Source organism: Campylobacter sp. IFREMER_LSEM_CL1085, from assembly GCF_025772235.1.
GTDB lineage: Bacteria > Campylobacterota > Campylobacteria > Campylobacterales > Campylobacteraceae > Campylobacter_D > Campylobacter_D lari_D.
The window spans coordinates 164,870-189,774 of the sequence record NZ_JAKMRU010000001.1 but is presented as its reverse complement, the minus strand read 5'-3'; the positions used below and the strand labels follow the sequence as shown (position 1 = coordinate 189,774).

Here is a 24,905-nt window from a genome sequence, read left to right as displayed (position 1 = left end):
CAAGTTCAAGGAGGTAAAATGAAAAAAATTGTATATTCTGTCTTATCTTTATCTTTTTTAATGAGTTCTGCTTTTGCCATTGATCAAGCAAAACTTCAAGCAAAAAAGCAAACAGGTATCCATTTACAAAGTGCACAATGGAAAGTCCCAAATACTATAGAAAATGGTATTATCATTGAAGATAAGCTTCCAAATTCACCTTATACTCAAGCAGTCATTTTGGGTAATAAAATTTTAAATTACACCACAAACTATATAGGACCTCAAGCAAAAAATCCTAAAAATCGTTATGCAGGTAATAATCTTTCTTGCTCAAGCTGTCATGCTAATGCTGGAACTATAAAAAATCAATCAGGTTTTGTAGGAATTTATGCACGCTTTCCACAATATAATGCAAGAGCGGATAAAATAATCACTCTAGAAGATAGAATTAATGGCTGTATGGAAAGATCCATGAATGGCAAAAGGCTTCCAAACAACTCTCCTCAAATGAAAGCCATACTTGCTTATATGCATTATATTTCTCAAGGTATAGAAGTAGGAGCAAAAACACAAGGACAAGGATTACCTAAAATATCCTTTTTAAAAAGAGCAGCAGATCCTAAAAAAGGTAAAGAAATTTATCAAAATAAGTGCGTAGCCTGCCATGGAGAAAATGGAGAGGGAATAAAAAGTAATAATCCTAGTATGAGTTATTACATATATCCTGCTTTATGGGGAAATGATAGTTACAACACAGGTGCTGGCATGTATAGACTTATCAAAGCTGCAAGTTATATCAAAGCAAATATGCCAAAAGATGATGCAACCTTAACTCTAGAACAAGCTTATGATGTGGCAGCTTATATTAATTCTCAACCAAGACCTATTAAAAAGAATAGAAATAAAGACTTTCCAGATCGTGATGTAAAACCTGCAGATATGGATGTAAAACCTTATGCTAAACATGATAAATTTAGTATAGAGCAACATCGTTATGGTCCTTTTGAACCTTTATATATTAATACAAAATAATTTTTAAGAATAGCTAATTCTAGCTATTCTTTTTTTAAAACCCAAGCAAAATACCATATCGCAAAAGATAAAAGCAAAATCATAAAAAGCTTTTTATCATACACTCCAAAACCAATATAAAGCACAGAATACATAAAACCAAAACTTCCTGCATAAATGCAAATTCTACTCATTAAGCCATTTTCTACTGCTCTAAAACATGGACATTTGTGAAAAAATTTCTTTTTTGTTTCTTTGGGTTTAAAAAAACTCAAAATCGCACTTAAAATCAGTAAAAAACTTAAAAAATATAAAACCTTATCCATTAATGAAAATACCTTAACCAAGCAGGAATTGCACTTTGCTCTTCTCTTAAAGAACTTTCTTCTCCATGCCCTGGAAAAAGCTTAAAATCTTTTTCATAAGCTAAAACTTTAAGCAAACTCTCTTTCATCTTAGTTGCATCTGAGTAAGGAAAATCCCACCTACCAATACTACGATAAAATAAAAAATCCCCACTAAAAAGCACATCTTCGCCCACAAGTTCTATCATACAACACCCTGGAGTATGCCCTGAGAAATGATGAAATTTAAATTTAAACTCATCTATACTAAATTCATTTTCATTTTCTATCAATACATCAGCACTTGAATGCTCAAAACCATAATTAAAAGGATCTTTTAGCATAAAAGCATCATCTTTATGGATAAAAATTGGAATTTCATAAGCCATTTTAACTTTAGCATTATCATAAACATGATCATAATGACCATGGGTATTTAAAATAGCTAAAGGTTTGCTTGTATTTTCTTTGATAAACTTATAAGCATTTTCTCCTGGATCGATGATAATTTGCTTGTTATTATGATCTATAATATAACAATTTGTTTCATACATTCCACATGGTTGTTTCAAAATACGCATATAAACTTCCTTTTAACTAAATCAAATATAATTTTAAAAAATTAATATTTAAAGATTTTTTATGAATTATACAAAATTACAAGAATTATTGATCAATTTTATAAAAGAACAAGCAAGAGATAAAAATCTCATCTTAGGTTTAAGCGGTGGGATAGATTCGGCTTTAGTAGCTCATCTTTGCAAAAAAGCAGTAGGTGAAAAACTTTTTGTGCTTTTAATGCCTACAAAATATTCTAAAAAAGAAAATTTAGATGATGCGTTAATGCTATGTGATCATTTGCAAATTCATCATAAGATCATTTATATTGATGAAGTACTTTGTGCTTATGAAAAAATTTGTCAAGATTTAAGCCATTTACGTTTTGGGAATTTAGCTGCAAGAGTGCGTATGAGCTTGCTTTATGATTATTCAGCCTTGCATAATGCTTTAGTGGTAGGCACTTCTAATAAAAGTGAACTTATGCTTGGTTATGGAACTATTTATGGAGATTTAGCTTGCGCTTTTAATCCTTTAGCTACACTTTATAAAAGTGAAGTTTTCGAGCTTGCTAAATTTATAGGTGTACATGAAAATTTCATACAAAAAGCCCCTAGTGCTGATCTTTGGCCAAATCAAAGTGATGAAAAAGATCTTGGCTATAAATATGAAGTTTTAGATGAAGTTTTAAAAGCTTTAGAAAATAATCAAAGCTTAGAAAATTTTGATGAGAATTTAAAAAATTTAGTCTTAGAGCGTGTGCAAAATAATGCCTTTAAAAGAAAACTTCCAACAACATTAAAGAATACATATGACTTGGCTTGATCGGTATTTTTTTAAACCTAATTTTTTGCAAAAAATTCTAGCCTTTTTGCTTTTACCTTTTAGCTTTTTATATATGATTATAGCTATTTTAAATACTAAATTTAAAAAAGAACTTGATTTTAATTTACCCATTATAAGCATAGGTAATCTAACCCTAGGAGGCAATGGAAAAACTCCCATTTGTAAAGCCATAGCTGCTGAATTTGAAAATTGTTTTATCATCTTAAGAGGCTATAAAAGACAAAGTGAAGGCTTAATCATCGTTAAACACAAAGATAAAATTTTATGCAGCATTAAAGAAAGTGGCGATGAAGCTATGGAGTATGCACTTACAAAGCACATTAGTGGAGTGATAGTAAGTGAAGATAGAGTTAAAGGCATACAAAAAGCTATCGAACTTGGAGCAAAGATCATACTTTTAGACGATGCTTTTTCTAAATTTCATATTAAAAAACTTAATATTTTATTACAAAGCAAAGATGAGCCTTTTTTTGATTTTACCCTACCTAGCGGGGCTTATCGTTTGCCAAAATCTTTTGCTAAAAGGGCTGATTTTATAGCTAAAGAAAATGAAGATTTTGTGCGTTATTCTCATGTAAAAGAAAACCAAAAAGCTATTTTAATAAGCTCTATTGCAAAGCCTTTTAGATTATATGAGCATTTTATCAAAGCTAGGGCTTGTTATTTTTTTGCTGATCATTACACTTTTCAAAAAGAAGAATTAGAAAAACTTTTAAAAAAACACAATTGTGATACCTTAATGCTGACCTTTAAAGACTATGTCAAGGTAAAAGATTTTGGCTTTAAAACAGAATTAATTCATCTTGATATTATTTTAAAAGACAGCTTTAAGCAAATTTTGCAAGATTATATTGATAAATTTAACAATAAGGAAAAAAATGTTACTACACTCAACCCAAGATAAAAATCACCAAGTAAGCTTTTCAAAGGCCTTACTTAGCCCTAGTGCACCTAATAATGCTTTATATGCACCACTTAATCTACCAAAGCTTGATAATGAAGCTTTAAAAAATTTAAACTACAAAGAATTAGCTTTAAAAATTATCGCAGCTTTTGATTTTGATTTAGAGCCTGAAGTTTTTGAAAAAGCTTTGAAAACTTATGAGAGTTTTGATGATAAAACCTGCCCTATTAATTTAAGAAAAATTAATGATAAGCTTTATATTAATGAATTATTTCATGGGCCAACAAGAGCTTTTAAAGACATGGCATTGCAACCTTTTGGCATGCTTTTGGAATACTTAAAAAAAGATGATGATTTTTTAATCATGTGTGCTACAAGTGGCGATACAGGGCCTGCTACGCTAAAAAGCTTTGAAAATAAAAAAGGCATAAAAGTAGTTTGCATTTATCCAAATGAAGGCACAAGTAAAACTCAAGCTTTACAAATGACACACTCAAATGCAAGCAATTTAAAATCCATAGCCATTGAAGGTAATTTTGATGATGCACAAAATGTCCTAAAAACACTTTTAAATGATGAAGATTTTAAAAACACCTTAAAAGAAGAAAAGTTAAGTCTAAGTGCTGCAAATTCAGTTAATTTCGGAAGAATACTTTTTCAAATCATCTATCATTATTATGCTAGCTTAAAAATCGATAAAACAATAGACATTATTGTGCCGAGTGGAAATTTTGGTGATGCTTTGGGGGCTTATTATGCTAAAAAAATGGGAGCAAATATAGGTAAAATTAAAATTGCTTCCAATTCAAACAATATCTTAAGTGAGTTTTTTAATACAGGCAAATATGATTTAAGAAATAAAAGCTTGCAAAAGACTATTTCTCCTGCTATGGATATACTCATATCATCAAATATAGAAAGATTGCTTTTTGATAAATTTAAAGATGAACGCACCAAAGAACTTATGCAAGCTTTAAAGAATGAAAAATATTATGAGCTTAGTCAAAAAGAACTAGAGCTTTTGCAAGAAGACTTTGAAGCTGATTTTTGCAATGATGATGAGTGCATGCAATATATCAAACAATACAGCCACTTAGGACTTTTAGATCCTCATACTTGCACTTGCTTTAAAATGCTTGATTCTAACACCACGACACTCATCACTTCCACAGCACAATGGAGTAAATTTACCCCAAGTATGTATCAAGCAATTTATAACAAAGAATGTCAAAATGAACAAGCTTGTATGCAAGAACTTGCAAAAGAATTTAAGCAAGAAATTCATCCAAATATCGCAAGCTTATTTACAAGCACACAAAAGCAAAATCAAGTTTGCAAACTCAAAAATCTAAAACAAACTATTATAGAATGGATAAAACAATGATAATCATACCAGCAAGATTAAAATCAAGTCGTTTTGAAAATAAAATTTTATGCGAGATTGATAATTTACCTATGTTTATTTATACAGCTAAAAAAATGCAAGAAGTTGATGAAGTGTGCGTGGCAATTGATGATGAAGAGGTTTTAAAAATAGCACAAAAACACAATATAAAAGCAGTTTTAACAAGCAAAAATCATGAAAGTGGCACTGATAGGATCAACGAAGCTTGTCAAATTTTAAAACTAAATGAAAATGAGCTAATTATTAATGTCCAAGCTGATGAGCCTTTTATAGAAATACAAAATATTAAAGATTTTAAAGAATTTAGCCAAAAAGCTTTTGAAGATGAGCTGTGTTTTATGAGTAGTTGCTATAAAGAAGTAGATGCGAAAGCTTGTGATGATCCAAATTTGGTTAAAGTAGTTACTGATAGTAATGATTATGCTTTATATTTTTCAAGATCTAAAATTCCTTATGAAAGGGCAAATTATAAACAAAATTTCAAAGCTCACCTTGGAATTTATGCATACAGGGTTAAAAATTTACAAGAATTTTGTACTTTGAAAAACTCAGCTTTGGAAGAATGTGAAAAATTAGAACAATTAAGAGTCTTAGAAAATGGCAAAAAAATCAAAATGTTAAAAATACAAAGTCAAAGCATAGGTATAGACACAAAAGAAGATTATGAGAAAGCTTTAGCTAAATTTGGAGTTAAAAAATGAAAAAAATACTTTTTTTACTAAGCTTATTTTTTACACTTCATGCAAAAGAATTAATCGTAGGTATGGAACTGACCTACCCTCCTTTTGAAATGAGTGATACTAAAGGCAATCCAAGTGGTATTAGTGTAGAGTTTTTACAAGCCTTTGCCAAAGAAAAAAACTATGATTTAAAAATTCAAAACATAGCTTGGGATGGACTTATACCTGCTTTAAGAACTCAAAAAATAGATCTAATCATGTCTTCTATGAGTATAAGCGAGCAAAGAAAAAAAGTAATAGATTTTACCTTGCCTTATGCTAAGGCAAATTTAGCGATATTAAGCGCTAAAAAATCAAATATTAATTCCATAGAAGATTTAAATCAAAAAGGAAAAATCCTTGCTTTAAAAAGAGGTTCAAGTGCGCATTTATATGCTCAAAAAAATCTTAAAAATGCAAAAATATTAGTATTTGATAAAGAAAATGCAGCTATTTTAGAAGTCATTCAAGCAAAAGCTGATGCTTTTATTTATGATCAAATGAGTATTTATAAAGCATGGAAAAAACATCCTGAGCAAACAAAAGCTATTTTTACCCCTTTTGAAAAAACACCTGAGCAATGGGCCATAGCTTTAAATAAAAACAATACCAAATTAAAAGAAGAGCTCAATGAGTTTATTTTAAAATCTAAAAAAAATGGTCTTTTTGATAAGCTAAGTCAAAAATATCTCAAAGATATGCAAGAAGTTTTCAAAGAACAAAAGCTTGAGTTTTTCTTTTAAGAAAAACTCTTTTCAAGCTTTCTTGAAAACATAGAAATAGGTAAAGTTAAAACCAAATAACAAAGCGCTAAGGGAATATAAATTTCTAAAGTAGAAAAGGTAAAAGCATTAATTTCTTGAGCATTTTGAGTTAATTCTGAAATAGCTATAACGCTTAAAAGAGAGCTATCTTTGATCAAATTACTAAGTTGTCCACTTAGTGGTGCTAAGATATTTTTTAAAGCTTGAGGAAAAATCACACTTTTATAAATTTCAAACTCACTCAAACCTAAAGCCTTAGCACTTTCATATTGCATTTTATCAACACTTAAAATCCCTGCTCTAAATATTTCACAAATATAAGCACTAGCAAATAAAGCTAAAATCAAAACTCCACAAACATAGCGATTATCAAGCCCCAAATTATCTGCAAAAATATAATAAATCAATAAAATTTGCACTAGCAAAGGTGTGCCTCTAATAAGCTCTATAAAAACTCTTGCAAACATATTAAAAAGCACGATTTTACAAAGACTCATATAACACAAAATCAAAGCAAAAATCACACCTACAATCAAAGACAAAACACTAATAAAAAAACTCGTAAAAAAACCTTGTATCATTTTGTTTTTATACTCATAAATTGCCATAAAATCAAAATTATAACTAGCACTTAAAAAAGATAAATAAAAAAATAAAAACAATAAAAATGCTAGCAAAAAGGCATTAACCGCAAACACCTTTGGACTGATTTTTTTATGCTCATTAAATTTATTACGCACTATAAAAAGATGATTCAATTCTAGCCTTTATTTTTTATCAAATTTTTTAAGTTTTTCATCATTTAAACTAAGTTCCATCTTACGAATTTCTTCCTCACCGCTACGGACTAATTTTTTATCATATTTAAAATACTTATTTTTAATTTTATTTGGATATTCTAAAGAATTAAGTAGATATTTAAATAAATTTATCCTTGCTTTCTTTTTACTATCTGAATTAATGATCACCCAAGGACATTTTGGTGTATTAGAAGCTAAAAGCATAGAATATTTGGCTAGAGTGTATTTATCCCATAATTCTTGTGATTTTTCATCAACAACAGAAAGTTTGTATTGTTTTAGCGGATCTGTTCTCCTTTGTTCAAAACGCCTTTTTTGCTCTTGTTTGGAAACTGAAAAATAAAATTTAAAAAACAAAATTCCACTATCAAGTAGCATTTCTTCAAAAGAAGACACCTCACGCAAGAATTTTTTATGCTCATTTGGAGTACAAAAACCCATCACAGGTTCCACCCCCGCTCTATTATACCAAGATCTATCAAAAATTACTATCTCTCCTGCTGCAGGCAAATGTGTCACATAACGCTGAAAATACCACTGAGTTCTTTCCACATCACTTGGTTTTTCAAGTGCTACCACACGACAACCTCTAGGATTTAAATGTTCAATTAATCTTTTAATAGCACCACCTTTTCCTGCTGCATCACGCCCTTCAATTAAAATCAAAACTTTTAATCCTTTATCTTTGACATGATTTTGAAATTTTAAAAGCTCAATTTGTAATCTTCTAAGTTCGCTTTCATACTCAAGTGTTGATTTTTTCACTTTAATAAGAGTAAATTTATCCTTATCCACAACAAACTCCTTAATTAGGATAATTATTAACTTAAATTTACCACAAATAAGTAAAATAAAACAAATTTAATTTTCAATTTCAAGGAGAAAAATGCGTTTTTTAGCGGTATTTTTTATTTTTTTAAATTTAGCTTTTGCTAACAATGGAGTATTATCACTTAATGAAGCCTTTAAACTCAATACTCACAGCAACAATCAAGGAATTTTTTTAAAAATCAATCTTGCAGATAGAATTTATCTTTATAAAGATCAAATTAAAGTAGAATTAGACTCTAATGATATTACTTCTTTATTAAATTTCCCACAAACTCAAACTAGAGAAAACAAAGAAGTAATTTTTAGCCAACTTGAACTTTTCATACCTCAATTATTATTAGATGATTTTATTAAAAACAACAAAGCAAAACTTTCCCTAGCTTATCAAGGTTGTTCAGAAGAAGGTTTATGCTATCGTCCTGTATATGTAAATTATGAGCTTAATAAACAAAATGGAATTTATGCTATAAAATCAACTAAAGATCAATTTAAAAAGCAAAACGAAGATGAGCAAATTGCTAATGATTTAAGCACACAAAATATATTTATCACACTTTTGACTTTCTTTGGTTATGGCTTATTACTAGCATTTACTCCTTGCATTTTACCAATGATACCTATTCTTTCTTCATTAATTGCAATGAAGCTCAAAGACAAACCATCTAAAAAACATAGCTTTTATTTATCTTTTATCTATGTCTTTTTTATGTCTTTAGCTTATGCTATAGCAGGTGCTTTAGTAGGCCTTGCAGGGGCTAATGTACAAGGTTTATTACAACAACCTTGGATTATCATTACTTTTGCAGGCATTTTTGTATTGCTCTCACTTTCTATGTTTGGCCTTTATGAATTACAACTGCCACTTAAATTTCAAAATTTTATCAATAAAAAAATAGAAGGCAAAAACGGGGTTTTTGGTATAGCTATCATGGGCTTTTTATCAGCTCTTATTGTAGGACCTTGCGTGGCTGCACCTTTAGCAGGAGCTTTGCTTTATATTACTAATAGTGGTGATGTATTTTTAGGAGGACTTTCTTTATTTGTGATGAGTTTTGGTATGGGCATGCCTTTACTCTTAATAGGTCTTGGAGGAAATCTTTTAAAAAGTGGGGCTTGGATGCTTAAGATAAAGATTTTCTTTGGTTTTATCATGCTCATTATGGCAGTTTGGATGCTAGAAAGAATACTTAGTGCAAATATCATTTTGATACTTTATGGAATTATAGGGGTATTTTTTGTTAGTTTTATGGGTTTATTTGATGAAGCTAAAACTAATTTTGATAAATTTAAAAAAGCAAGTATGATTTTAATTTTAGCTTATAGTTTAAGCCTAATTTTAGGCGGCTCAATGGGTTCAAAAAGCTTACTAAAACCTCTTGAGTTTAACCTTGCTTCAAAAGAAAATAGCCCTAGTTTAAGTTTTAAAACCATTAAAAATTTAAAAGAACTTAAGCAAGAATTACAAAATTCTACCAAACCTGTTATGCTTGAATTTACAGCCGCTTGGTGTGAAAACTGCAAGCTCTTAGAAGAATATACTTTTACAGATGCTAAAGTACAAAATTTACTTGCTAATTATACACTTTTAAAAGCAGATGTAACACATAATAGCCAAGAAGATTTAGCTCTTATGAAAGAATTTGGAGTTTTTGGACCTCCTGTGATGATATTTTTTAACAAAAGTGAAGAAAAAAGACGCATTATAGGCTATGTAGATGCAAATGAATTTTTAAATAGAGTTCCTTAAAGGACTCTATTTAAAATTAATTTTATTTCAAAAAACCTTTCAATCCTTCAAGCTGATATTGCCATAGTTTTTCTATAAAAATTTTAAGTTTTATTGCCAAAAGACCACTAATTGGTTTATGTAAAACCGTGCCAACTGCATAATCTTTTCCTATTGAACAAACGGTATTTCCACTCACAAAAGAAAATTCTTGTTTAAAATCTTTCTCATCAATCATAGCCATTAAAGCTTTAGCCACATAAGCTCCTTCTCTTAATGCAAGCTGGGCTGTTGGAGGATATGGAGTGTTAGTTTTAGGGTTTTTAAATAAACTATTATCGCCTATAAAAAAGTATTTTGATGAATTTTCAACATTTAATGGATGCATAAAAGCATCTACTTCTATACGCGATCTTGTGCTTGGAAAATCTGAGCTATTTTCTATAACGCTATTACCTCTAACTCCTGCAGTCCAAATGATAGTATTAGCTTTAATAAATTCTCCCCCATCAAGCCTTATACCATTTTTTTCACATTCTATAATTTTAGATTTTTCATATACTTTCACACCAAGTGCTTCTAGTCTTTGCTTTGCTTTTAGAGCCAAACTTTTATCAAACATAGGTAAAATTTGATCCATAGCTTCAATAATAGAGAGTTCTAATTTCTCATAAGAAATTTGCTCTTTTTGACAAAATATTTTAAGCTCTTTAGCTAAAGAAGCTACAAATTCAACCCCACTTAAACCCCCACCACAAACTGCGATTTTTAAATCATCTTCATTTTGGGTGGTTTTGTAATTTTTTATTTTCTCATATATTATTTCATTAATTTTTAAAGCATTTTCATAATTGTCTATACTCAAAGCATATTCTTGCATACCTTTAATACCAAAAGTTTCCTTCGCAAAACCAAGCCCACATACTAAAATATCAAAGTCAAATTCATTATTTTTAGTAAAAACTTTGTCTTTAGAAATTTTTAAAACTTCATCTTGAATAAAGTTTATTTTTGGATTTAATAAAGGCAAAAGATCATATTTTGAACTATAAATATCTTCATTTGAAGCTACTTTGTGTAGTAAAATAGTATGATAATGATAAGAATTGTTATTAATTAAACTCACTTGTGCTTTTTCAAAAAACTCATCAGGTAAGGCTTTTATAGCCGATAAAGTAGCATATCCTGCACCTAAAAACAAAATTTTCTTTTTTTGCATGGATTTTCCTTTAATTTGATAAAAAAATAAATAAAAATTTGGCATAATGGTATTATTTTTTATCTTAAAATATTTTTTATTTAAATTTAGCAAGGAAAAAGCATGCAAAGACAAACTTGGAGCAATACGCTAACTTATATCCTTACAGTAGCAGGAGCGACTATTGGCTTTGGAGCCACTTGGCGTTTTCCATATTTAGTGGGTGAAAATGGAGGTGGTGCTTATGTTTTGGCCTTTTGTATAGCTATGATTTTTATAGGAATTCCTGTGATTTTGGTCGAAAATGTCATAGGAAGACGCAGAATGCTAAATTCAGTCGATGCTTTTGGCGGAAAAACAAGCGATGGAGTTAAAATATCTAATTCTTGGCAAGGTGTTGGCTATATGGGACTTTTAGGTAGTTTTGGAATCATGGCTTATTATATGGTAATAGGCGGATGGGTTTTAGCTTATATTTTTAAAATTATCATAGGCGATTTTAATCTTTCAAGTCCCATTAACGCTCAATATACAAGCGAATTTTATAGCTCTACTATAGAAAATAATCCTTTATTAATAGGAATTTTTACTACTATATTTGTGATAATTAATTGGATTATCTTAAAAAAAGGTGTGATTGATGGCATAGAAAAGTCAGTAAAATACCTTATGCCATTTTTATTTATCTGTCTTTTGGTTGTTGTTGCGCGCAATTTAACTCTCGAAGGAGCAAGTGAGGGTGTGAAATTTTACCTTACTCCTGATCTTTCTAAAATCACTCCTAAATTGTTTATAGATGTTTTAGGACAAGTATTTTTTGCCTTATCTTTGGGTTTTGGTGTAATGATAACCTTATCATCTCACCTTAAGAAAAATGAGAATTTAATCAAAACTTCTGTTTATACAGGAATTTTAAACACCCTCATAGCAGTGCTTGCTGGATTTATGATTTTCCCTGCTTTATTTAGCGTAGGTTTAACCCCTGATAGTGGGCCATCTTTGGTTTTTAAAACTTTACCTGTTGCATTTTCACATATACCTTTTGGAAGTATAATTTGTGTGTTTTTCTTTTTGCTTTTAATCATCGCTGCACTTACTACAAGCTTGCCAATTTATCAAGTAATCATTAGTGTTTTAGAGGAAAAATTTAAACTAGCTAAAAATACTGCTATCAATCTAACACTTGGAAGTATTTTTGTTTTGGGAAATTTACCATGCATACTTACTTATGGTCCTTTAAGAGATATTACTATCATCAAGGGAAAAAATATTTTTGATAGCTTTGATTTTATTAGTGGAAATATATTCTTTGTTTTAACCGCATTTTTTTGTTGTATTTATGTAGGTTGGGTGCTTAAAAAAGATGCAATTTATGAACTTTCCAATCAAAATACCCTAAAAGGAAGTATTTTTAAATTATGGTATTATTATGTTAAATTTATTATACCTTTGATTATCTTAGTGATTTTTTATTTTGGAATTTTTTAATTTATACTCATAACGCTTTAACATGCTTATATTTCCTTCAAGGCCTCCTTGATGGATATATAAGATTTTTCCACCAAATTGCTCTTTATGAGCTAATAAAGTTTTAAAACCCACCATATCATAAAGCAAATCAAACTCCACTCCACATTCTTTTTTTAAATCCTTATAAAGATCATAAAATTCCAAATAAGGCTTAGCAAAATGATATTTTTTAGGTGAATTTAATATGGTTAAATTACCAAAATCATAATTTGGCTCTAAGCTTAAAATTTGCTCTTTTAAATATGCACTATCGCCCACACAAGCACATGTAAAAACTTTAAATTTACTATGTTTAGCCAAAAAAGCCGCAGAAGTTCCTGTACCTGAAGGTAAAAAAATACTTACATTTTCACTTAACTGCTCACTAAGCTCTAAGGCTAGTTGCTGGTATCCAAATTCAGCTTCTTTTATAGCTACACCCTCTTCTATAAAAATATCATCATCTTTTTTCAAGGCTAAAGCTTGCAGTCTTCTTGTGGGATAATTTATATTTTCTATTAACTTCACATTGTGTTTTAATGCAAATTCTAAATTTCCATGGGGATTTTCTTTTAAAAAAGAACTCATTTTTTCACAAACAAAAATGAGCAAAAAATCATTTTCGTAACAAAACTTAGCTAAAGCAACTAAAGCATTACTTTGAGAGGAGCCAAAAGAAATAAATCTTTGTCTTTTTTTAAATAAATGTTTATTTTTTTCAAAAAAGGCTAGTTTTCTAGCCTTATTTCCATTAATATAACCTAGTAAATCATCTCTTTTGAGTAAAAATTCAAAATCATTGTATTTTAAAACATCAATTCTACTTGCTATCAAGGTATTTTTCAACCTTTTCTAAAGCATTATTTGTATTGATATTAAACTTAATCTCTATTCTACGACTTGCCTCTTTGTCTTCTTTACCATCTTTCATAATTACATCAGAATAAGATCTACCACTTGCCATTAAAAGTTTTTGCAATCTTGGATCTTTGTAAAATGAGTGTATAAAACTCATCACAGCATAAGCTCTTTTTTGTGATAAATCAAGATTATATATATAAGAGCCTGCACTATCCGTATGCCCTTCTATGACTATATTTTCTATACTATTTAAGATATTTTCATCTTTTAAGATATTGTCAAAATACTGTGTTAAAATTGCCTTTAAATTCTCTTTTGCTTGAGCTTTTAGAGTAAAAGAATTTGTATCAAAAAGCACTTCAGAAGGTAAAACTATCGCACCTGTATTAGAATCTAAGGTAATATTAGTATCAAATTTTGCTTGAAGATTTTTGATGGTATTTTCTTTGATTAATCCTAGTTCTTTGATTTTGCTTTTCGCCTCATCAAAATTACGCTCTAATTCTTTAATTTCCTCATCTTTTTTATTTAATCTTTCAAGTAAAGCAAAAATTTGCTGATCTTTTTCATCTAAACTTGAATTTAAATCTTGATTAAGTTTAGTAATATTAGCTTCTAAAGCTTGTTTTTGTTTGTTGATATTATCAAGTGTACTTGAAGTATTACTTAATTTTTGGCTAAGACTTTTTAAAATATCTTCTTTTTGATTTAATTCTTCTTTATTCTCTCTTAAGCGTTCTTCTTGTTTTTGCAAATTTTCTTTTATGATTTGTAAATCACTTTGAGTTAAAACATACTTAACAACTATAGCCCCAATAAGCAAAATAAATATAAAAAGCAAGCCTGCCATTAAATCTGCATAAGCTATCCAAAAATTATTTTCTTCATTGCTAGAATTATTTTTTATCATCTATTTTTTCATCTTCTTTTTGATTTTCAAGCTTTGCAATAACTTGTGTGGTTTGCTCATCTAATTCTTTGCTTTCTTCTTTAAATTCTTGCATTAGTGAAATTTTTTCGTCAATATTTTTTTCATCTTCATAAGCTTCTTTAAAAGTATGCATACCTTCTATAATACTTGCCCTAAAGCCTTCAAAAAGCTTAGTTTGATTATCAAGCATAAGATTTTGATATTTTTCAATATTATTTGAAAAATTATTTACCTTTTCATCTAAAGCACTCACACTTTTATCTAAATGCACAATCTTATCTGAACTCACATCTAAAAGTCTATTATATTGCTCTGAAATTCTTAAAGTTAGATCTTTTATGTTTGAATTTAACATATTTACCGCATTTGCAATCTCGCTATAAGTTTTAACTATATCTTTTTGCTCTCTTTGGGTTTTAGATAAATCACTCATAGTTTGTTTTACATGCTCACTGCTTAATCTTACAGCTTTTTCTTCAGCATTTACAAGTTCTTGAAAAACTTTGAATTTTCTATCTATTGTATTATCTAGTTCTTTAAAAAATTCCTCATTGCTTACATGTTCAAAAATCGTGCCTATTTTTTCAAAATGTTGCAAACTTTCTTGAAGATATTTTCTATCAATTTCTTCTTTAGACCAGAAAAAATCGCTTGTTGCGTTTTTTTGACGATTTAGAAGTTTTTGGAATTTACTACTACCGTATTTTTCAAAAAATATCCACCAAAGTGCTAAGAAAATTCCATAAATTGATACATAAAAGGCTGTTCCTACTCCATTTAATAAAACTGAAATCTCTTGTTCTAAGCCTGCTGTGTCGCTTGAATTAAAATTTGGCATAGACATGGCTATACTTATAAAAGTTCCTAAAATACCAAGCATAGGAAAAATAGCTGCACCCACAGAAGCAAAATTTTCATTTCTCAAATCTTTCACATAAGCATATGCAAAATCATCAAAACTAGCATTTGACTTTGTTTCTTTACCTATAACTAAAAAATGCTTCATAATATAGCGTTTTAATATCAGCTTAAATTCATCTTTTTGTTGCTCAAAAATACTTGAAGCATAATCAGCGCTATGTCTAGCAAAGATCAAAGCCACTAAAAAGATAATCCCTATCATTACAACACTATGTAATTCTACTTTAAAATCAATCTTTCCAAAATACCCTAAAAGCACTAAAATATACAATATAGCAGGGATAAAAATAATCTTTAAATAAGCAACAATTCCTGTGCTACCTTTTCCTTCAGGTAATACAAGATCAGAAAAATCATCAGTTGTTTTAACTTCCATTTTATAAACCTTTGTTAATTTTACTCTAAAAATTTAAAATCTTCACAGGAAAATCAACTAAGAGTTATAAAACTCTTAGTTTCTATCGATACAATTTAAATCGCTAAAAGCGCACTCTAAGCGTTTGATCATACTCTCTTCGCCCGCTCTAAGCCATACTCTTGGATCATAATATTTTTTATTTGGCTTATCTTCTCCATCTGGATTACCAATTTGGCCTTGCAAATAAGCTTTATTTTTAAGCTCATACTCTCTAACACCATCCCAAAAAGCCCATTGTGTATCTGTATCAATATTCATCTTAATTACACCATAGCTAAGTGCTGCTTTGATATCCTCTATATCGCTACCACTGCCACCATGGAAAACAAAATTGATTGGTTTATCTTCACCAAGATTGAATTTTTCTTTTACATAATTTTGAGAGTTTTTAAGAATTTCAGGTCTTAAAATCACATTTCCTGGTTTATATACTCCATGTACATTACCAAAACTAGCTGCAATTGAAAATCTATCACTAATTTTAGAAAGTCTCTCATAAGCTAATGCTACATCTTCAGGCTGAGTGTATAATTTTGCATTATCAATATTAGTATTATCCACTCCATCTTCTTCACCACCCGTACATCCTAGCTCAAGCTCTAAAGAAATTCCAAGCTCAGACATTTGTTTTAAATAATTCTCACAAGTGCCTAGATTACTTTCTAAATCCTCTTCACTTAAATCAATCATATGAGAGCTAAACAAAGGCTTACCTGTTTCTTTTTTAAACTCAATATTTGCTTCAATCAAAGCATCAATCCAAGGAAGTAATTTTCTAGCAGCATGATCTGTGTGTAAAATTACTGGAACTCCATAAGCTTTTGCCATTAAATGCACATGTCTTGCACCACTTATAGCACCAAGCACATCAGCTTTTGGACAAGCTTTTCCTGCTACAAATTTAGCTCCACCATTTGAAAATTGAATAATCACAGGTGAATTAACTTTTTTAGCACTTTCTAAAACCGCATTAATAGAATTTGTCCCCACGACATTTACCGCAGGGATAGCAAATCCTTCTTTTTTTGCATAATTATATACGGTATTTAGATCATCGCCACTTAAAACACCTGGTTTGACAAGATCTAATACACCCATTATTTATATTCCACTTTTGCTTTTTGACGAAGCTCTTGAGCTTTTTTATTCATAAGTTCTTTAAATTCTTCCATTTTGATATTGCTTTCAATACCTGCTTTTACTTCATTATAACTCATAGTACTTTTCGCTCTAGCATCTTCTTTTAAAATAATATGATATCCAAAATCACTTTTTACTGGTGTTTTAGAAATAGTACCTTTTTTCATAGAAAAAGCTGCATCAGCAAATGGTTTTACCATAGTTGATTCAGCAAACCATCCAAGATCACCACCTTGAGCTGAAGAACCTTTGTCGATTGATTTTTCTTTTGCAAGTTGAGCAAATTTATCATTTAAAGCTTTTCCACTTAACTTACTAAGCTCGGCAATAATATCTTTAGCTTCTTTTTCACTAGTTACCAAAATATGCTTAGCTTTTACTTGAGCTGGTTTAGTAAATTTATCTTTATTTGCTTCATAGTATTTTTTAGCCTTAGCATCATCATTTTTGATAGAATCAAAAATTTTCTTTTGATAGATATTTACCATGATAGCTTCTTTAGCACGCTCTAATTCTTCTTTATATGAAGGATCATTTTCTATTTTTTGAGCTTTAGCGTCTTTTAATACAAGTTGTTGGATGATATATTGATCAATGATTGCTTTTTTTTGTTCAGCTGGTAAGTCAGTGATTTTAGCACCTCTTAACATAGGAGCAAAAAACTCATTTACTTCTGTATCGCTAATATTGTTTCCATCAAGGGTTGCAACCACCGCAGCATTTAAACTCAAACCTGTTAATAAAGCCGCAGCAACTAAAGAAATTTTTTTCATTGTTTTTCCTTTGAAATAGTTTTGTTAATTTTATTATATCTAAACTTTATTTAAAGCCGATTAACATACAATAAGTTTATGAAAAGAAATTTAGAAATTAAAGAATTATTTTTAAAACATTTTGGACAAGCAAAAACAGAATTAGTTTTTAGTAATGCTTATGAACTTATAGTTTGTGTTATGCTTTCAGCTCAATGTACTGATAAAAGGGTTAATCTCATCACACCTGCTTTATTTAAAGCTTACCCTAGTGTGCAAGATTTAGCTAAGGCAAATTTATCTTCTTTAAAACTTTTGATTAATTCTTGCTCATTTTATAATAATAAAGCACAAAATTTAATCAAAATGGCTCAAGCAGTTTGCGAGCAATTTAATGGTGAAATTCCAATGGACGAGCAAGATTTGAAAACTCTAGCAGGTGTAGGACAAAAAACTGCACATGTAGTGATGATAGAATGGTGCGGGGCTAATTGCATGGCTGTAGATACCCATGTATTTAGAGTTTCACACAGACTTAATCTTAGCAAAGCCAAAACTCCTGAAGAAACCGAAAAAGACTTAACTAAAATTTTTAAAGATAATCTAAACTATCTTCATCAAGCTATGGTGCTTTTTGGGCGTTATACATGTAAAGCTAAAAATCCTTTATGCAAAGAGTGCTTTTTAAATCATTTATGCAAAAGTAAAGATAAGAAAATTTAATCTAGCACCAATTTAGTGCTAGATGATTTTAATGAAAGAATGGTAGATACAAGAAAGCATTAATCACTAAAGCATTTACTATATCTATGAAAAACGCACCCACTAAAGGTACAATAATAAATGCCATATGGCTCATACCATAGTGATTTGTTACAGTTTGCATATTTACCATAGCTGTTGGAGTAGCACCCAAACCAAAACCACAATGTCCTGCTGCTAAAACTGCTGCGTCATAATCTTTTCCACATACCCTAAAAGTGATAAATATAGCATAAGCAGCCATCATAGCAACCTGAACAGCTAAAATTACCAACATCGGTAGTGCAAGAGTTACTAAATCCCAAAGATTAATAGTCATTAGAGCTAAAGCTAAAAATAAAGACAAGCTTACATTACCTAAAACTGATACTTCTCTATCAAATACATGATGAATTTTTGTAGCTGATAAAACATTTCTTAAAACCACACCTACAAAAAGACAATACACAAAAGTTGGTAAAGTAAAACCTGTATTTGTTTTAATATAAGTAGACAAAGCACTACCTATTAATAAACATAAAGCAATTAATGCCAAAGATTCTATAAAAGAAGAAGGTGTGATTAGTCTTTCTTTTTCTGGAGACTGGAAATTTAAAATCGCATCTTTATCATCATTTTGCTTTGGAACTACTAACTTATATTTATTGACTAAATATCTTGCAACAGGCCCACCTATAATACCACCTGAAATAAGCCCAAAAGTAGCACAAGCAATAGCAACAGTAGTTGCACTAGAGTAAAAATAAGGTTCTTTAATAAATTCAGCTGCCCATGCTGCACCTGTTCCATGACCGCCACTCATTGTAACAGAACCTGCTATAAGTCCCATTAGTGGATTTTGCCCCATAGCACTTGCCACACCTATGCCAACTATATTTTGCGCAAAAAGCAAGCCAACAACAACAACTAAAAAAATTGCTAATTTTCTTCCACCCTTTTTTAAAGAAGCAAAATCAGCTAACAAACCAATACTTGAAAAAAATGCAAGCATTAAAGGATCTTTCATAGATTCATCAAATTTAATATCCAATGAGAAGAAACTATGTAAGATCAAAAGAATAATCGCAGCAATCCCACCACCAACAACTGGCTCAGGGATATTATAATCACGAAGAAATTTTACCCTTTTAATGACAAATACGCCTAAAAGCAATACTATAACCATAGTAACTAGCGTTGCATAAAAATCAAATTTCATAATTCTCCTTTGTTTGATTTATTTATCAATTGTATTCTAAATGACTTTAAAACAACGCAAATAAGCAACACTCTTTTCTTATAATATTACAAAATGAAACACTTTTAGTCTTTTTTACTCTGAAATTAAAACAATATTATGATACAAATTAATATTTTTAAGCAAAGATAGCTTTGCTCTGCTAAGCTCTTGGAGTGAATTTATAAGCAAAGCATCCGCATCAAGATAATCTTTTAGTTCACTGCGACCTAATTCATATTTTTCTAAATATAGCTGTGTAATTTTTTCTTGATTAATATTGATATTTTTTACTAATTTTAACAAATCATTATAATACTTGTCATTTTCATAACAAAAATTAAATTCATGGATAGTTCTTTGTAATACATCTTTATATTCAACCAAACGAGCTTGATATGCTAATTCAGAAATTTTTACATTTTGTTTTACTCTATAAAAGTCCAAAAATGGTAAGTCAATGGCGATATTGCCTCCTAAAATTAAAAATTTAAAACTCTCATCAATATTCTTATCATTCCCATCTAAATTTCCCAATATTTTTATGCTAGGTAAAATACTTTTTTGCACACTTGTATAATCCTTGTAAGAAGCCATAAGTTGATTTAGTTTTGCTTGAACTTGTGGTCTATAAGCAAGCATTTTTAATTCTATATCAAAATTAATTTTTTGCAAAGAAAAATCTTCAAGAGTATAATTTAGCATTTTATTAATCAAATGCTCATCATCTTTACCCAGTAAGTCTTTTATATTTTTAAGAGTTAAGTCTTTATTTTGCAAATTTGTAATGATATTTTGTTTAGTGTTTAATAAAGATTTTTTAATATTTAAAAGATCTATATATTCAACTTTTCCATAATTAAGTTTAGTAGTATAAATTTCTAGCATTTGCTCTAGATTTTTTAAATGTTTGTTTAATAAATGATCTACATCATTGAAATAAATAAATTCAAAAATACTATTTATCGCTAAATTAATCGTATCAAGCTCTAAAGAGTGCAACTCATACTCACTCGCCTTTGCTAAAAATTCAGAACTAGCAACTTGATCTGAAATTTTGCCATATATATCAAGCTCATAATTTAACATAATGCCATTTGAAAAACTATGCGTTTTTGTGCCATTGTTTAAATTTTTTCTTATATTTGCACCAAAATTTCCACTCAAAGTAGGATAAAGATCTAAATTTAAAAGCTTATATCTAGCTAAGGTACTTAAAAAATTAATCCTTGCTATATTTAAGTCTTTATTGTTATCAATAATAGCTTTTAAGATATTATTTAAGTCTTGATTGTTATATTTTTCCCACCAAGCCTTGCTTGCGTTAAAATCTTCAAAATATTCTTTTTTTATTTGTTCTTGAGATACTTGTTCTAATTTTACTCCTACGCAGGCATTTAAAAAAAAGGCTATAAAAAATAATAAAAATATTCTCATCTCATTCCTTTGATAAAGCACTAATAGGATTTAAATTTGCTGCATTTTTTGCTGGAAAAAATCCAAAAACCACTCCGATTAAAACTGAACTTAAAAGCCCTAAAAATACTGAATTTAATGAAAGTATCATCGTAAAACCAAAATTTAAAGAATTAAATACTTCAATGATAATAAAAGAAAGCATTACTCCAAAAATAGCTCCCAAAGAACAAATCAATACAGCTTCAATTAAAAATTGCATTAAAATATCTTCTTTTCTAGCTCCAATAGCCATTCTAACTCCAATTTCTCTTGTGCGCTCACTTACTGAAACAAGCATGATATTCATCACACCAATACCACCTACTATCAAAGATACCACTGCAATAGAAGAAATAAGTAAAGTCAAAGTAGCAGTATTTTCCTCAATGGCATTTTTAATCGCGTCAGAATTTATAGTAAAAAAATCTTTTTTTCCGCGTTTAATCTCTAAAATTTTTACCATAGCCTCCTCAGCCAAAGCAGGATTTATCTCATCTTTTACCTTAGTTACTATGGCTCTTATTTGTTTATCTCCTGTGATTTTATTCATCAAAGTAGAATAAGGAGTATAAATTTTAATGGTATTTTCATCAGCTCTAAAGCCTTTATTATCTCTTTCTTTTTTTAAAACACCAACTATGGTTAAAGGTTGCTTGTTAAAAATCACGCTTTTACCTAAAACATCTTTAACGCTGATATTATCAAATAAAATTCTCAAAGCATTTTCATCTATAATGCAAATATTAGTATTATCTTTTATATCTTCATTATTAATAAACCTACCATCTACCATCACAAAACCCCTAAGTCTTAGATGATTTGGTCCTACTCCATAAATTCTAGCTTGTAAAGAATTATTCTTATAAGTTACCACCCCTATTTTACCCACATCTGCTTCTACTGCTTCTAAATAAGGCAAATAACTTAAGGTTTTTAAATCGCTTAAATTAAGCCTTGTTCTACCTGATCGAATATCTCCCAAACCACGCCCTGAAACAACTTCTATGGTATTAGTCCCAATAGAGCTAATAGAAGCAAGTATATTTTGTTGGGCTCCAAGTCCTAAAGCAACCACGCAAACTACTGAAGCTATGCCTATGATAATACCAAGCATAGTAAGCAAAGAGCGTAGCTTGTGTGCTACAATGGAAGTTATAGACATTTTCAAACTTTCAAAAAGCTGATTTTTAAGCAAATTAAAGCTTTTTTTCTCTTTTGGCATTAACTTAGTTTTTATTTCATCTGCTTTTTTTACACCATTATCGCTTATAATCTTACCATCTTTAATTTCTATAACTCTTTTTGCTCTAGCAGCTATTTCCCTATCATGAGTGACTAAAACTACGGTGTGTCCTTGCTCATTTAGTTTATTTAAAATTTCTAAAACTATCTTACCGCTTTTAGAATCAAGCGCACCCGTTGGCTCATCTGCTAAAATAAGCTCACCACCATTCATCAAAGCTCTTGCTATAGAAACTCTTTGCTGTTGCCCACCACTTAGTTCATTTGGCTTTGATAATTCTTTATGATCAAGCTCTAAAAAAGAAAGTAATTCTTTAGCCTTTTGCGATCTTTCTTGTTTGTTTTTTCCTGCATAAACAGCAGGTAAGGCTACATTATCTTTAGCATTTAAAAGACTAAGCAAATTATATCTTTGGAAAATAAAACCAATTTTTTCGCGTCTAATTCTTGCTTTTTCATCTTTGCTTAAATTTGTAACTTCATATTGATCTAAAAAGTATTTTCCACTACTTGGCTCATCAAGTGTGCCTATAATATTTAAAAGAGAGGTTTTACCACTTCCTGATTGTCCTATAATGGCTACAAATTCTCCCTTTTGAATATAAAGATTAATATTTTCTAAAATAGTTGTATTATTAATCTTTTTTTGTATATTTTCTAAGCGTATCATTTTTTATTTTTACCTATGATAACTAAATCGCCCTCATTAATACCATCTAAAATTTGAGTATTTAAACTATCTTTGATGCCTAATTTAACAGGTGTTTTTACACTTATATTATTGGCTTTTAAAATTTCTACATAATAACCACTTGTATCGCTTTTTATAGCTAAAGTTGGTATAACTAAAGTATTATTTTCTGTTTTAATAGCAATTTCATTTTCTGTACTCATACCTATGCGTAAAAAATTATTATCATTTTTTACAAAAACCCTTGCATAATAATACACAGCGCTAGTGCTAGTACTTGAGTTTGAGTTTAAATTTGTATTGCTTGTTGCATCACTTATGGTAGTATTTGCTGGATCTATACTTGAAATAGTTGCTTCATATTTTTTATCAGGCTCATTTAAAATGCTAAATTTTACCTTTTTTTCAACACTGATTTTATTAATATCAGCTTCAGCTATTTGCATACGAATTTCCATTTCACTTAAATCAGCCAAGCGCACTATACTTGGTGTATTTTGGTTTGCATTTACAGTTTGCCCCTCTTCAACTGCTACATTGATAATCTCACCCTTACTAGGTGCAGTTATAGTAGTATAAGCTAAATCTTTTTGAGCATTTTTTAAAGAAATTTCAAGTTGAGTAGTTTGAGCTTTTAAATCAGCCACATTTGCTCTTAAGGCATAAAAAGTATTTTTAAGATTTTCAAGATTTTCTAAAGAGGTAGCCTTTTTAGCATAAAGCTTTTGCTCTCTTTGGTATTGTTTAGTAGCTATATCAAGAGCAATTTTTTTACTTTCTAAATTTGCCTTTGTGCTTTCAAGTCTAGCTTTGGTAATATCTAAATCATTTTGTTGTTTATCTTTATCAATTTGCGCGATTAAATCACCCTCATTAACACGATCGCCCAATTTTACATATAGTTTAGTAATTTGCCCACTAACTTGTGCACCAACATCAACTTGGGTTTTTGCATAAACTTCACCTATTGCTTCTATGCTTTGAGTAATGTCTTGTTTTTTAACCTCATAAGTTAGATAATTATATTCTTCCTTATTTGCAAAAAAGAAAAAATACATCCCTATAATAAGTATAATCAAAAATATGCTTAAATAAATTATTTTTTTCATTTTAATCCTTTAAAAACCGCATAATAAAACATTTGTGTGAAGTAAAAATAAAATTGTAGCAATAAAATATAATTTTAACAATTTTAAAGCTTATAAGATATAAGATAAATTAAACTAAAAATAAGGAAATTATATGCAAGATTATTTAAATTTAATGCAAAATCGCTCTTCTATTAGAGCATATACTCAAGAAAAAATTTCTAGAGAGAACTTAGAATATATCTTAGAATGTGCTAGATTATCTCCTAGTTCTTTAGGACTTGAACCTTGGAAATTCTTAGTTTTTCAAAAAGATGAACATAAAAAAGAAATTGCCAAAATAGCTAACAATCAAAATCATGTAGCAAATTGTGCTGCTATTATTGTTGTGATCTCAAGAGCTGATTTTAAAGATTATTTTGAAGAAAAACTAAAAAAGCGTGGTTTAAGCCAAGAAGAGTTAAATAAACGCTTGCAAACCTATAAGCCATTTTTAGACGCAATGGATTTAGAACAAAGTTTTATTTATGCAAAAGAGCAAAATCATCTTGCTATTGCAAATATTATCAATGCTGCTTATAGTTTAAATTTGGGTTCGTGTATTATCGGTGGTTTTGATAAAGATAAAATCAATCAATATTTAAATTTAGACACCGCTAAACAAAGAGTATCTATGCTCATTGCTCTAGGACATGCCCAAAAAAATTCTGGTACAGAAAAAGCTCGTTTTGCATTTAATGAAGTGGTAGAATTTAAAGATTAATCAAATATCAAAACTCCATTTAAATTTTATATAATAAAATAATATTTTTAAAATAAAATGGAGTT

The 24,905-nt window shown here is 29.4% G+C and carries 24 protein-coding genes; 10 read left to right on the top strand and 14 right to left on the bottom strand.

Features of this window, described 5'->3' with window-relative positions; all coding sequences use genetic code 11:
* The first annotated feature begins 18 nt into the window (after positions 1-18).
* The gene (locus L8W56_RS00980; protein ID WP_263659126.1) at positions 19-1,014 is read left to right on the top strand and encodes a c-type cytochrome; all 996 of its coding nucleotides are present in this window, start codon (positions 19-21) and stop codon (positions 1,012-1,014) included.
* Between the two features lie 23 nt (positions 1,015-1,037).
* On the opposite strand, the gene L8W56_RS00975 is transcribed toward L8W56_RS00980, so the two are convergent.
* Both L8W56_RS00975 and L8W56_RS00970 read right to left on the bottom strand, forming a co-directional pair.
* Complete coding sequence (locus L8W56_RS00975) at positions 1,038-1,319, bottom strand: hypothetical protein (protein ID WP_133318838.1); 282 nt, start codon at positions 1,317-1,319, stop codon at positions 1,038-1,040.
* The gene (locus L8W56_RS00970; protein WP_263659125.1) at positions 1,319-1,918 is read right to left on the bottom strand and encodes an MBL fold metallo-hydrolase; all 600 of its coding nucleotides are present in this window, start codon (positions 1,916-1,918) and stop codon (positions 1,319-1,321) included. Before L8W56_RS00970 ends, L8W56_RS00975 begins: the two co-directional genes overlap by 1 nt.
* A 61-nt stretch (positions 1,919-1,979) precedes the next feature.
* Between L8W56_RS00970 and L8W56_RS00965 the strand changes: the two genes are divergently transcribed.
* The 5 genes from L8W56_RS00965 to L8W56_RS00945 are packed head-to-tail and all read left to right on the top strand — an operon-like array spanning position 1,980 to position 6,512.
* Entirely contained in the window at positions 1,980-2,720 is a 741-nt protein-coding gene (locus L8W56_RS00965; protein ID WP_263659124.1) for an NAD+ synthase, read from the top strand.
* Complete coding sequence (locus L8W56_RS00960; RefSeq protein WP_263659123.1) at positions 2,707-3,645, top strand: tetraacyldisaccharide 4'-kinase; 939 nt, start codon at positions 2,707-2,709, stop codon at positions 3,643-3,645. Before L8W56_RS00965 ends, L8W56_RS00960 begins: the two co-directional genes overlap by 14 nt.
* Positions 3,620-5,029, top strand: coding sequence for a threonine synthase (gene thrC, locus L8W56_RS00955; RefSeq protein WP_263659122.1), 1,410 nt, complete (start codon positions 3,620-3,622; stop codon positions 5,027-5,029). Before L8W56_RS00960 ends, thrC begins: the two co-directional genes overlap by 26 nt.
* Entirely contained in the window at positions 5,026-5,751 is a 726-nt protein-coding gene (gene kdsB, locus L8W56_RS00950; RefSeq protein ID WP_263659121.1) for a 3-deoxy-manno-octulosonate cytidylyltransferase, read from the top strand. The genes thrC and kdsB overlap by 4 nt, the downstream gene beginning before the upstream one ends.
* Positions 5,748-6,512, top strand: coding sequence for a transporter substrate-binding domain-containing protein (locus tag L8W56_RS00945; protein ID WP_263659120.1), 765 nt, complete (start codon positions 5,748-5,750; stop codon positions 6,510-6,512). Before kdsB ends, L8W56_RS00945 begins: the two co-directional genes overlap by 4 nt.
* Here the strand turns inward: L8W56_RS00945 and L8W56_RS00940 are convergent.
* Entirely contained in the window at positions 6,509-7,291 is a 783-nt protein-coding gene (locus L8W56_RS00940; protein ID WP_263659119.1) for an amino acid ABC transporter permease, read from the bottom strand. The two genes, L8W56_RS00945 and L8W56_RS00940, sit on opposite strands and share 4 nt — an antisense overlap.
* Before the next feature lie 9 nt (positions 7,292-7,300).
* Positions 7,301-8,155 carry a polyphosphate kinase 2 gene (ppk2, locus tag L8W56_RS00935; protein WP_263659140.1) on the bottom strand — a complete coding sequence of 285 codons (855 nt, stop codon included), beginning with the start codon at positions 8,153-8,155 and terminating at the stop codon, positions 7,301-7,303.
* A gap of 64 nt (positions 8,156-8,219) precedes the next feature.
* On the opposite strand from ppk2, the gene dsbD reads away from it, so the two are divergent.
* Positions 8,220-9,911, top strand: coding sequence for a protein-disulfide reductase DsbD (gene dsbD / locus L8W56_RS00930; protein ID WP_263659118.1), 1,692 nt, complete (start codon positions 8,220-8,222; stop codon positions 9,909-9,911).
* A 22-nt stretch (positions 9,912-9,933) separates the two neighbouring features.
* On the opposite strand, the gene L8W56_RS00925 is transcribed toward dsbD, so the two are convergent.
* Positions 9,934-11,109 (bottom strand): NAD(P)/FAD-dependent oxidoreductase, encoded by a 1,176-nt coding sequence (locus L8W56_RS00925; protein ID WP_263659117.1) that lies wholly within the window; start codon positions 11,107-11,109, stop codon positions 9,934-9,936.
* A gap of 102 nt (positions 11,110-11,211) precedes the next feature.
* Here L8W56_RS00925 and L8W56_RS00920 point away from each other — a divergent pair, with 102 nt between their 5' ends.
* Positions 11,212-12,576 carry a sodium-dependent transporter gene (locus L8W56_RS00920; protein WP_214126899.1) on the top strand — a complete coding sequence of 455 codons (1,365 nt, stop codon included), beginning with the start codon at positions 11,212-11,214 and terminating at the stop codon, positions 12,574-12,576.
* Here L8W56_RS00920 and L8W56_RS00915 read toward each other — a convergent pair.
* The 5 genes from L8W56_RS00915 to L8W56_RS00895 all read right to left on the bottom strand — a co-directional run bounded on the left by L8W56_RS00915 (position 12,547) and on the right by L8W56_RS00895 (position 17,641).
* Positions 12,547-13,431 carry a 1-aminocyclopropane-1-carboxylate deaminase/D-cysteine desulfhydrase gene (locus L8W56_RS00915; protein WP_263659115.1) on the bottom strand — a complete coding sequence of 295 codons (885 nt, stop codon included), beginning with the start codon at positions 13,429-13,431 and terminating at the stop codon, positions 12,547-12,549. The two genes, L8W56_RS00920 and L8W56_RS00915, sit on opposite strands and share 30 nt — an antisense overlap.
* On the bottom strand, positions 13,418-14,368 hold the full coding sequence (locus tag L8W56_RS00910) for an OmpA family protein (protein WP_261544824.1): 951 nt from the start codon (positions 14,366-14,368) through the stop codon (positions 13,418-13,420). Before L8W56_RS00910 ends, L8W56_RS00915 begins: the two co-directional genes overlap by 14 nt.
* Positions 14,355-15,686, bottom strand: coding sequence for a MotA/TolQ/ExbB proton channel family protein (locus L8W56_RS00905; RefSeq protein ID WP_039626332.1), 1,332 nt, complete (start codon positions 15,684-15,686; stop codon positions 14,355-14,357). Before L8W56_RS00905 ends, L8W56_RS00910 begins: the two co-directional genes overlap by 14 nt.
* Positions 15,687-15,761: 75 nt before the next feature.
* On the bottom strand, positions 15,762-16,826 hold the full coding sequence (gene fbaA, locus L8W56_RS00900) for a class II fructose-bisphosphate aldolase (protein WP_133318824.1): 1,065 nt from the start codon (positions 16,824-16,826) through the stop codon (positions 15,762-15,764).
* Positions 16,826-17,641: a peptidylprolyl isomerase gene (locus tag L8W56_RS00895; protein WP_133318823.1), complete on the bottom strand. Its 816-nt coding sequence runs from the start codon at positions 17,639-17,641 to the stop codon at positions 16,826-16,828. The genes fbaA and L8W56_RS00895 overlap by 1 nt, the downstream gene beginning before the upstream one ends.
* A 78-nt stretch (positions 17,642-17,719) precedes the next feature.
* Here L8W56_RS00895 and nth point away from each other — a divergent pair, with 78 nt between their 5' ends.
* Positions 17,720-18,343 carry an endonuclease III gene (gene nth / locus L8W56_RS00890; protein WP_133318822.1) on the top strand — a complete coding sequence of 208 codons (624 nt, stop codon included), beginning with the start codon at positions 17,720-17,722 and terminating at the stop codon, positions 18,341-18,343.
* A gap of 28 nt (positions 18,344-18,371) precedes the next feature.
* On the opposite strand, the gene gltS is transcribed toward nth, so the two are convergent.
* The 4 genes from gltS to L8W56_RS00870 all read right to left on the bottom strand — a co-directional run bounded on the left by gltS (position 18,372) and on the right by L8W56_RS00870 (position 24,098).
* Positions 18,372-19,580, bottom strand: a complete 1,209-nt coding sequence (gltS, locus tag L8W56_RS00885) for a sodium/glutamate symporter (protein WP_133318821.1) — start codon at positions 19,578-19,580, stop codon at positions 18,372-18,374.
* Between the two features lie 114 nt (positions 19,581-19,694).
* A complete protein-coding gene (locus tag L8W56_RS00880; protein WP_263659113.1) occupies positions 19,695-21,035 on the bottom strand; it encodes a TolC family protein in 1,341 nt (446 codons plus the stop codon).
* Between the two features lies 1 nt (position 21,036).
* Positions 21,037-22,968 carry an ABC transporter permease gene (locus L8W56_RS00875; protein WP_263659112.1) on the bottom strand — a complete coding sequence of 644 codons (1,932 nt, stop codon included), beginning with the start codon at positions 22,966-22,968 and terminating at the stop codon, positions 21,037-21,039.
* Positions 22,965-24,098: an efflux RND transporter periplasmic adaptor subunit gene (locus L8W56_RS00870; RefSeq protein WP_263659111.1), complete on the bottom strand. Its 1,134-nt coding sequence runs from the start codon at positions 24,096-24,098 to the stop codon at positions 22,965-22,967. Before L8W56_RS00870 ends, L8W56_RS00875 begins: the two co-directional genes overlap by 4 nt.
* Positions 24,099-24,231: 133 nt before the next feature.
* Between L8W56_RS00870 and L8W56_RS00865 the strand changes: the two genes are divergently transcribed.
* A complete protein-coding gene (locus L8W56_RS00865; protein WP_263659110.1) occupies positions 24,232-24,840 on the top strand; it encodes an NAD(P)H-dependent oxidoreductase in 609 nt (202 codons plus the stop codon).
* The last annotated feature ends 65 nt before the right edge of the window (positions 24,841-24,905 follow it).

Coding starts and splice junctions, on each gene's coding strand:
- kdsB (WP_263659121.1), top strand. CDS start 5,026: ATGATAATCATACCAGCAAGATTAAAATCAAGTCGTTTTGAAAATAAA.
- L8W56_RS00875 (WP_263659112.1), bottom strand. CDS start 22,968: ATGATACGCTTAGAAAATATACAAAAAAAGATTAATAATACAACTATT.
- L8W56_RS00975 (WP_133318838.1), bottom strand. CDS start 1,319: ATGGATAAGGTTTTATATTTTTTAAGTTTTTTACTGATTTTAAGTGCG.
- nth (WP_133318822.1), top strand. CDS start 17,720: ATGAAAAGAAATTTAGAAATTAAAGAATTATTTTTAAAACATTTTGGA.
- dsbD (WP_263659118.1), top strand. CDS start 8,220: ATGCGTTTTTTAGCGGTATTTTTTATTTTTTTAAATTTAGCTTTTGCT.
- L8W56_RS00865 (WP_263659110.1), top strand. CDS start 24,232: ATGCAAGATTATTTAAATTTAATGCAAAATCGCTCTTCTATTAGAGCA.
- L8W56_RS00880 (WP_263659113.1), bottom strand. CDS start 21,035: ATGAGAATATTTTTATTATTTTTTATAGCCTTTTTTTTAAATGCCTGC.
- L8W56_RS00980 (WP_263659126.1), top strand. CDS start 19: ATGAAAAAAATTGTATATTCTGTCTTATCTTTATCTTTTTTAATGAGT.
- L8W56_RS00960 (WP_263659123.1), top strand. CDS start 2,707: ATGACTTGGCTTGATCGGTATTTTTTTAAACCTAATTTTTTGCAAAAA.
- L8W56_RS00895 (WP_133318823.1), bottom strand. CDS start 17,641: ATGAAAAAAATTTCTTTAGTTGCTGCGGCTTTATTAACAGGTTTGAGT.
- thrC (WP_263659122.1), top strand. CDS start 3,620: ATGTTACTACACTCAACCCAAGATAAAAATCACCAAGTAAGCTTTTCA.
- L8W56_RS00910 (WP_261544824.1), bottom strand. CDS start 14,368: ATGATAAAAAATAATTCTAGCAATGAAGAAAATAATTTTTGGATAGCT.
- L8W56_RS00905 (WP_039626332.1), bottom strand. CDS start 15,686: ATGGAAGTTAAAACAACTGATGATTTTTCTGATCTTGTATTACCTGAA.
- L8W56_RS00920 (WP_214126899.1), top strand. CDS start 11,212: ATGCAAAGACAAACTTGGAGCAATACGCTAACTTATATCCTTACAGTA.
- fbaA (WP_133318824.1), bottom strand. CDS start 16,826: ATGGGTGTATTAGATCTTGTCAAACCAGGTGTTTTAAGTGGCGATGAT.
- gltS (WP_133318821.1), bottom strand. CDS start 19,580: ATGAAATTTGATTTTTATGCAACGCTAGTTACTATGGTTATAGTATTG.
- L8W56_RS00965 (WP_263659124.1), top strand. CDS start 1,980: ATGAATTATACAAAATTACAAGAATTATTGATCAATTTTATAAAAGAA.
- L8W56_RS00870 (WP_263659111.1), bottom strand. CDS start 24,098: ATGAAAAAAATAATTTATTTAAGCATATTTTTGATTATACTTATTATA.
- L8W56_RS00925 (WP_263659117.1), bottom strand. CDS start 11,109: ATGCAAAAAAAGAAAATTTTGTTTTTAGGTGCAGGATATGCTACTTTA.
- L8W56_RS00970 (WP_263659125.1), bottom strand. CDS start 1,918: ATGCGTATTTTGAAACAACCATGTGGAATGTATGAAACAAATTGTTAT.
- L8W56_RS00945 (WP_263659120.1), top strand. CDS start 5,748: ATGAAAAAAATACTTTTTTTACTAAGCTTATTTTTTACACTTCATGCA.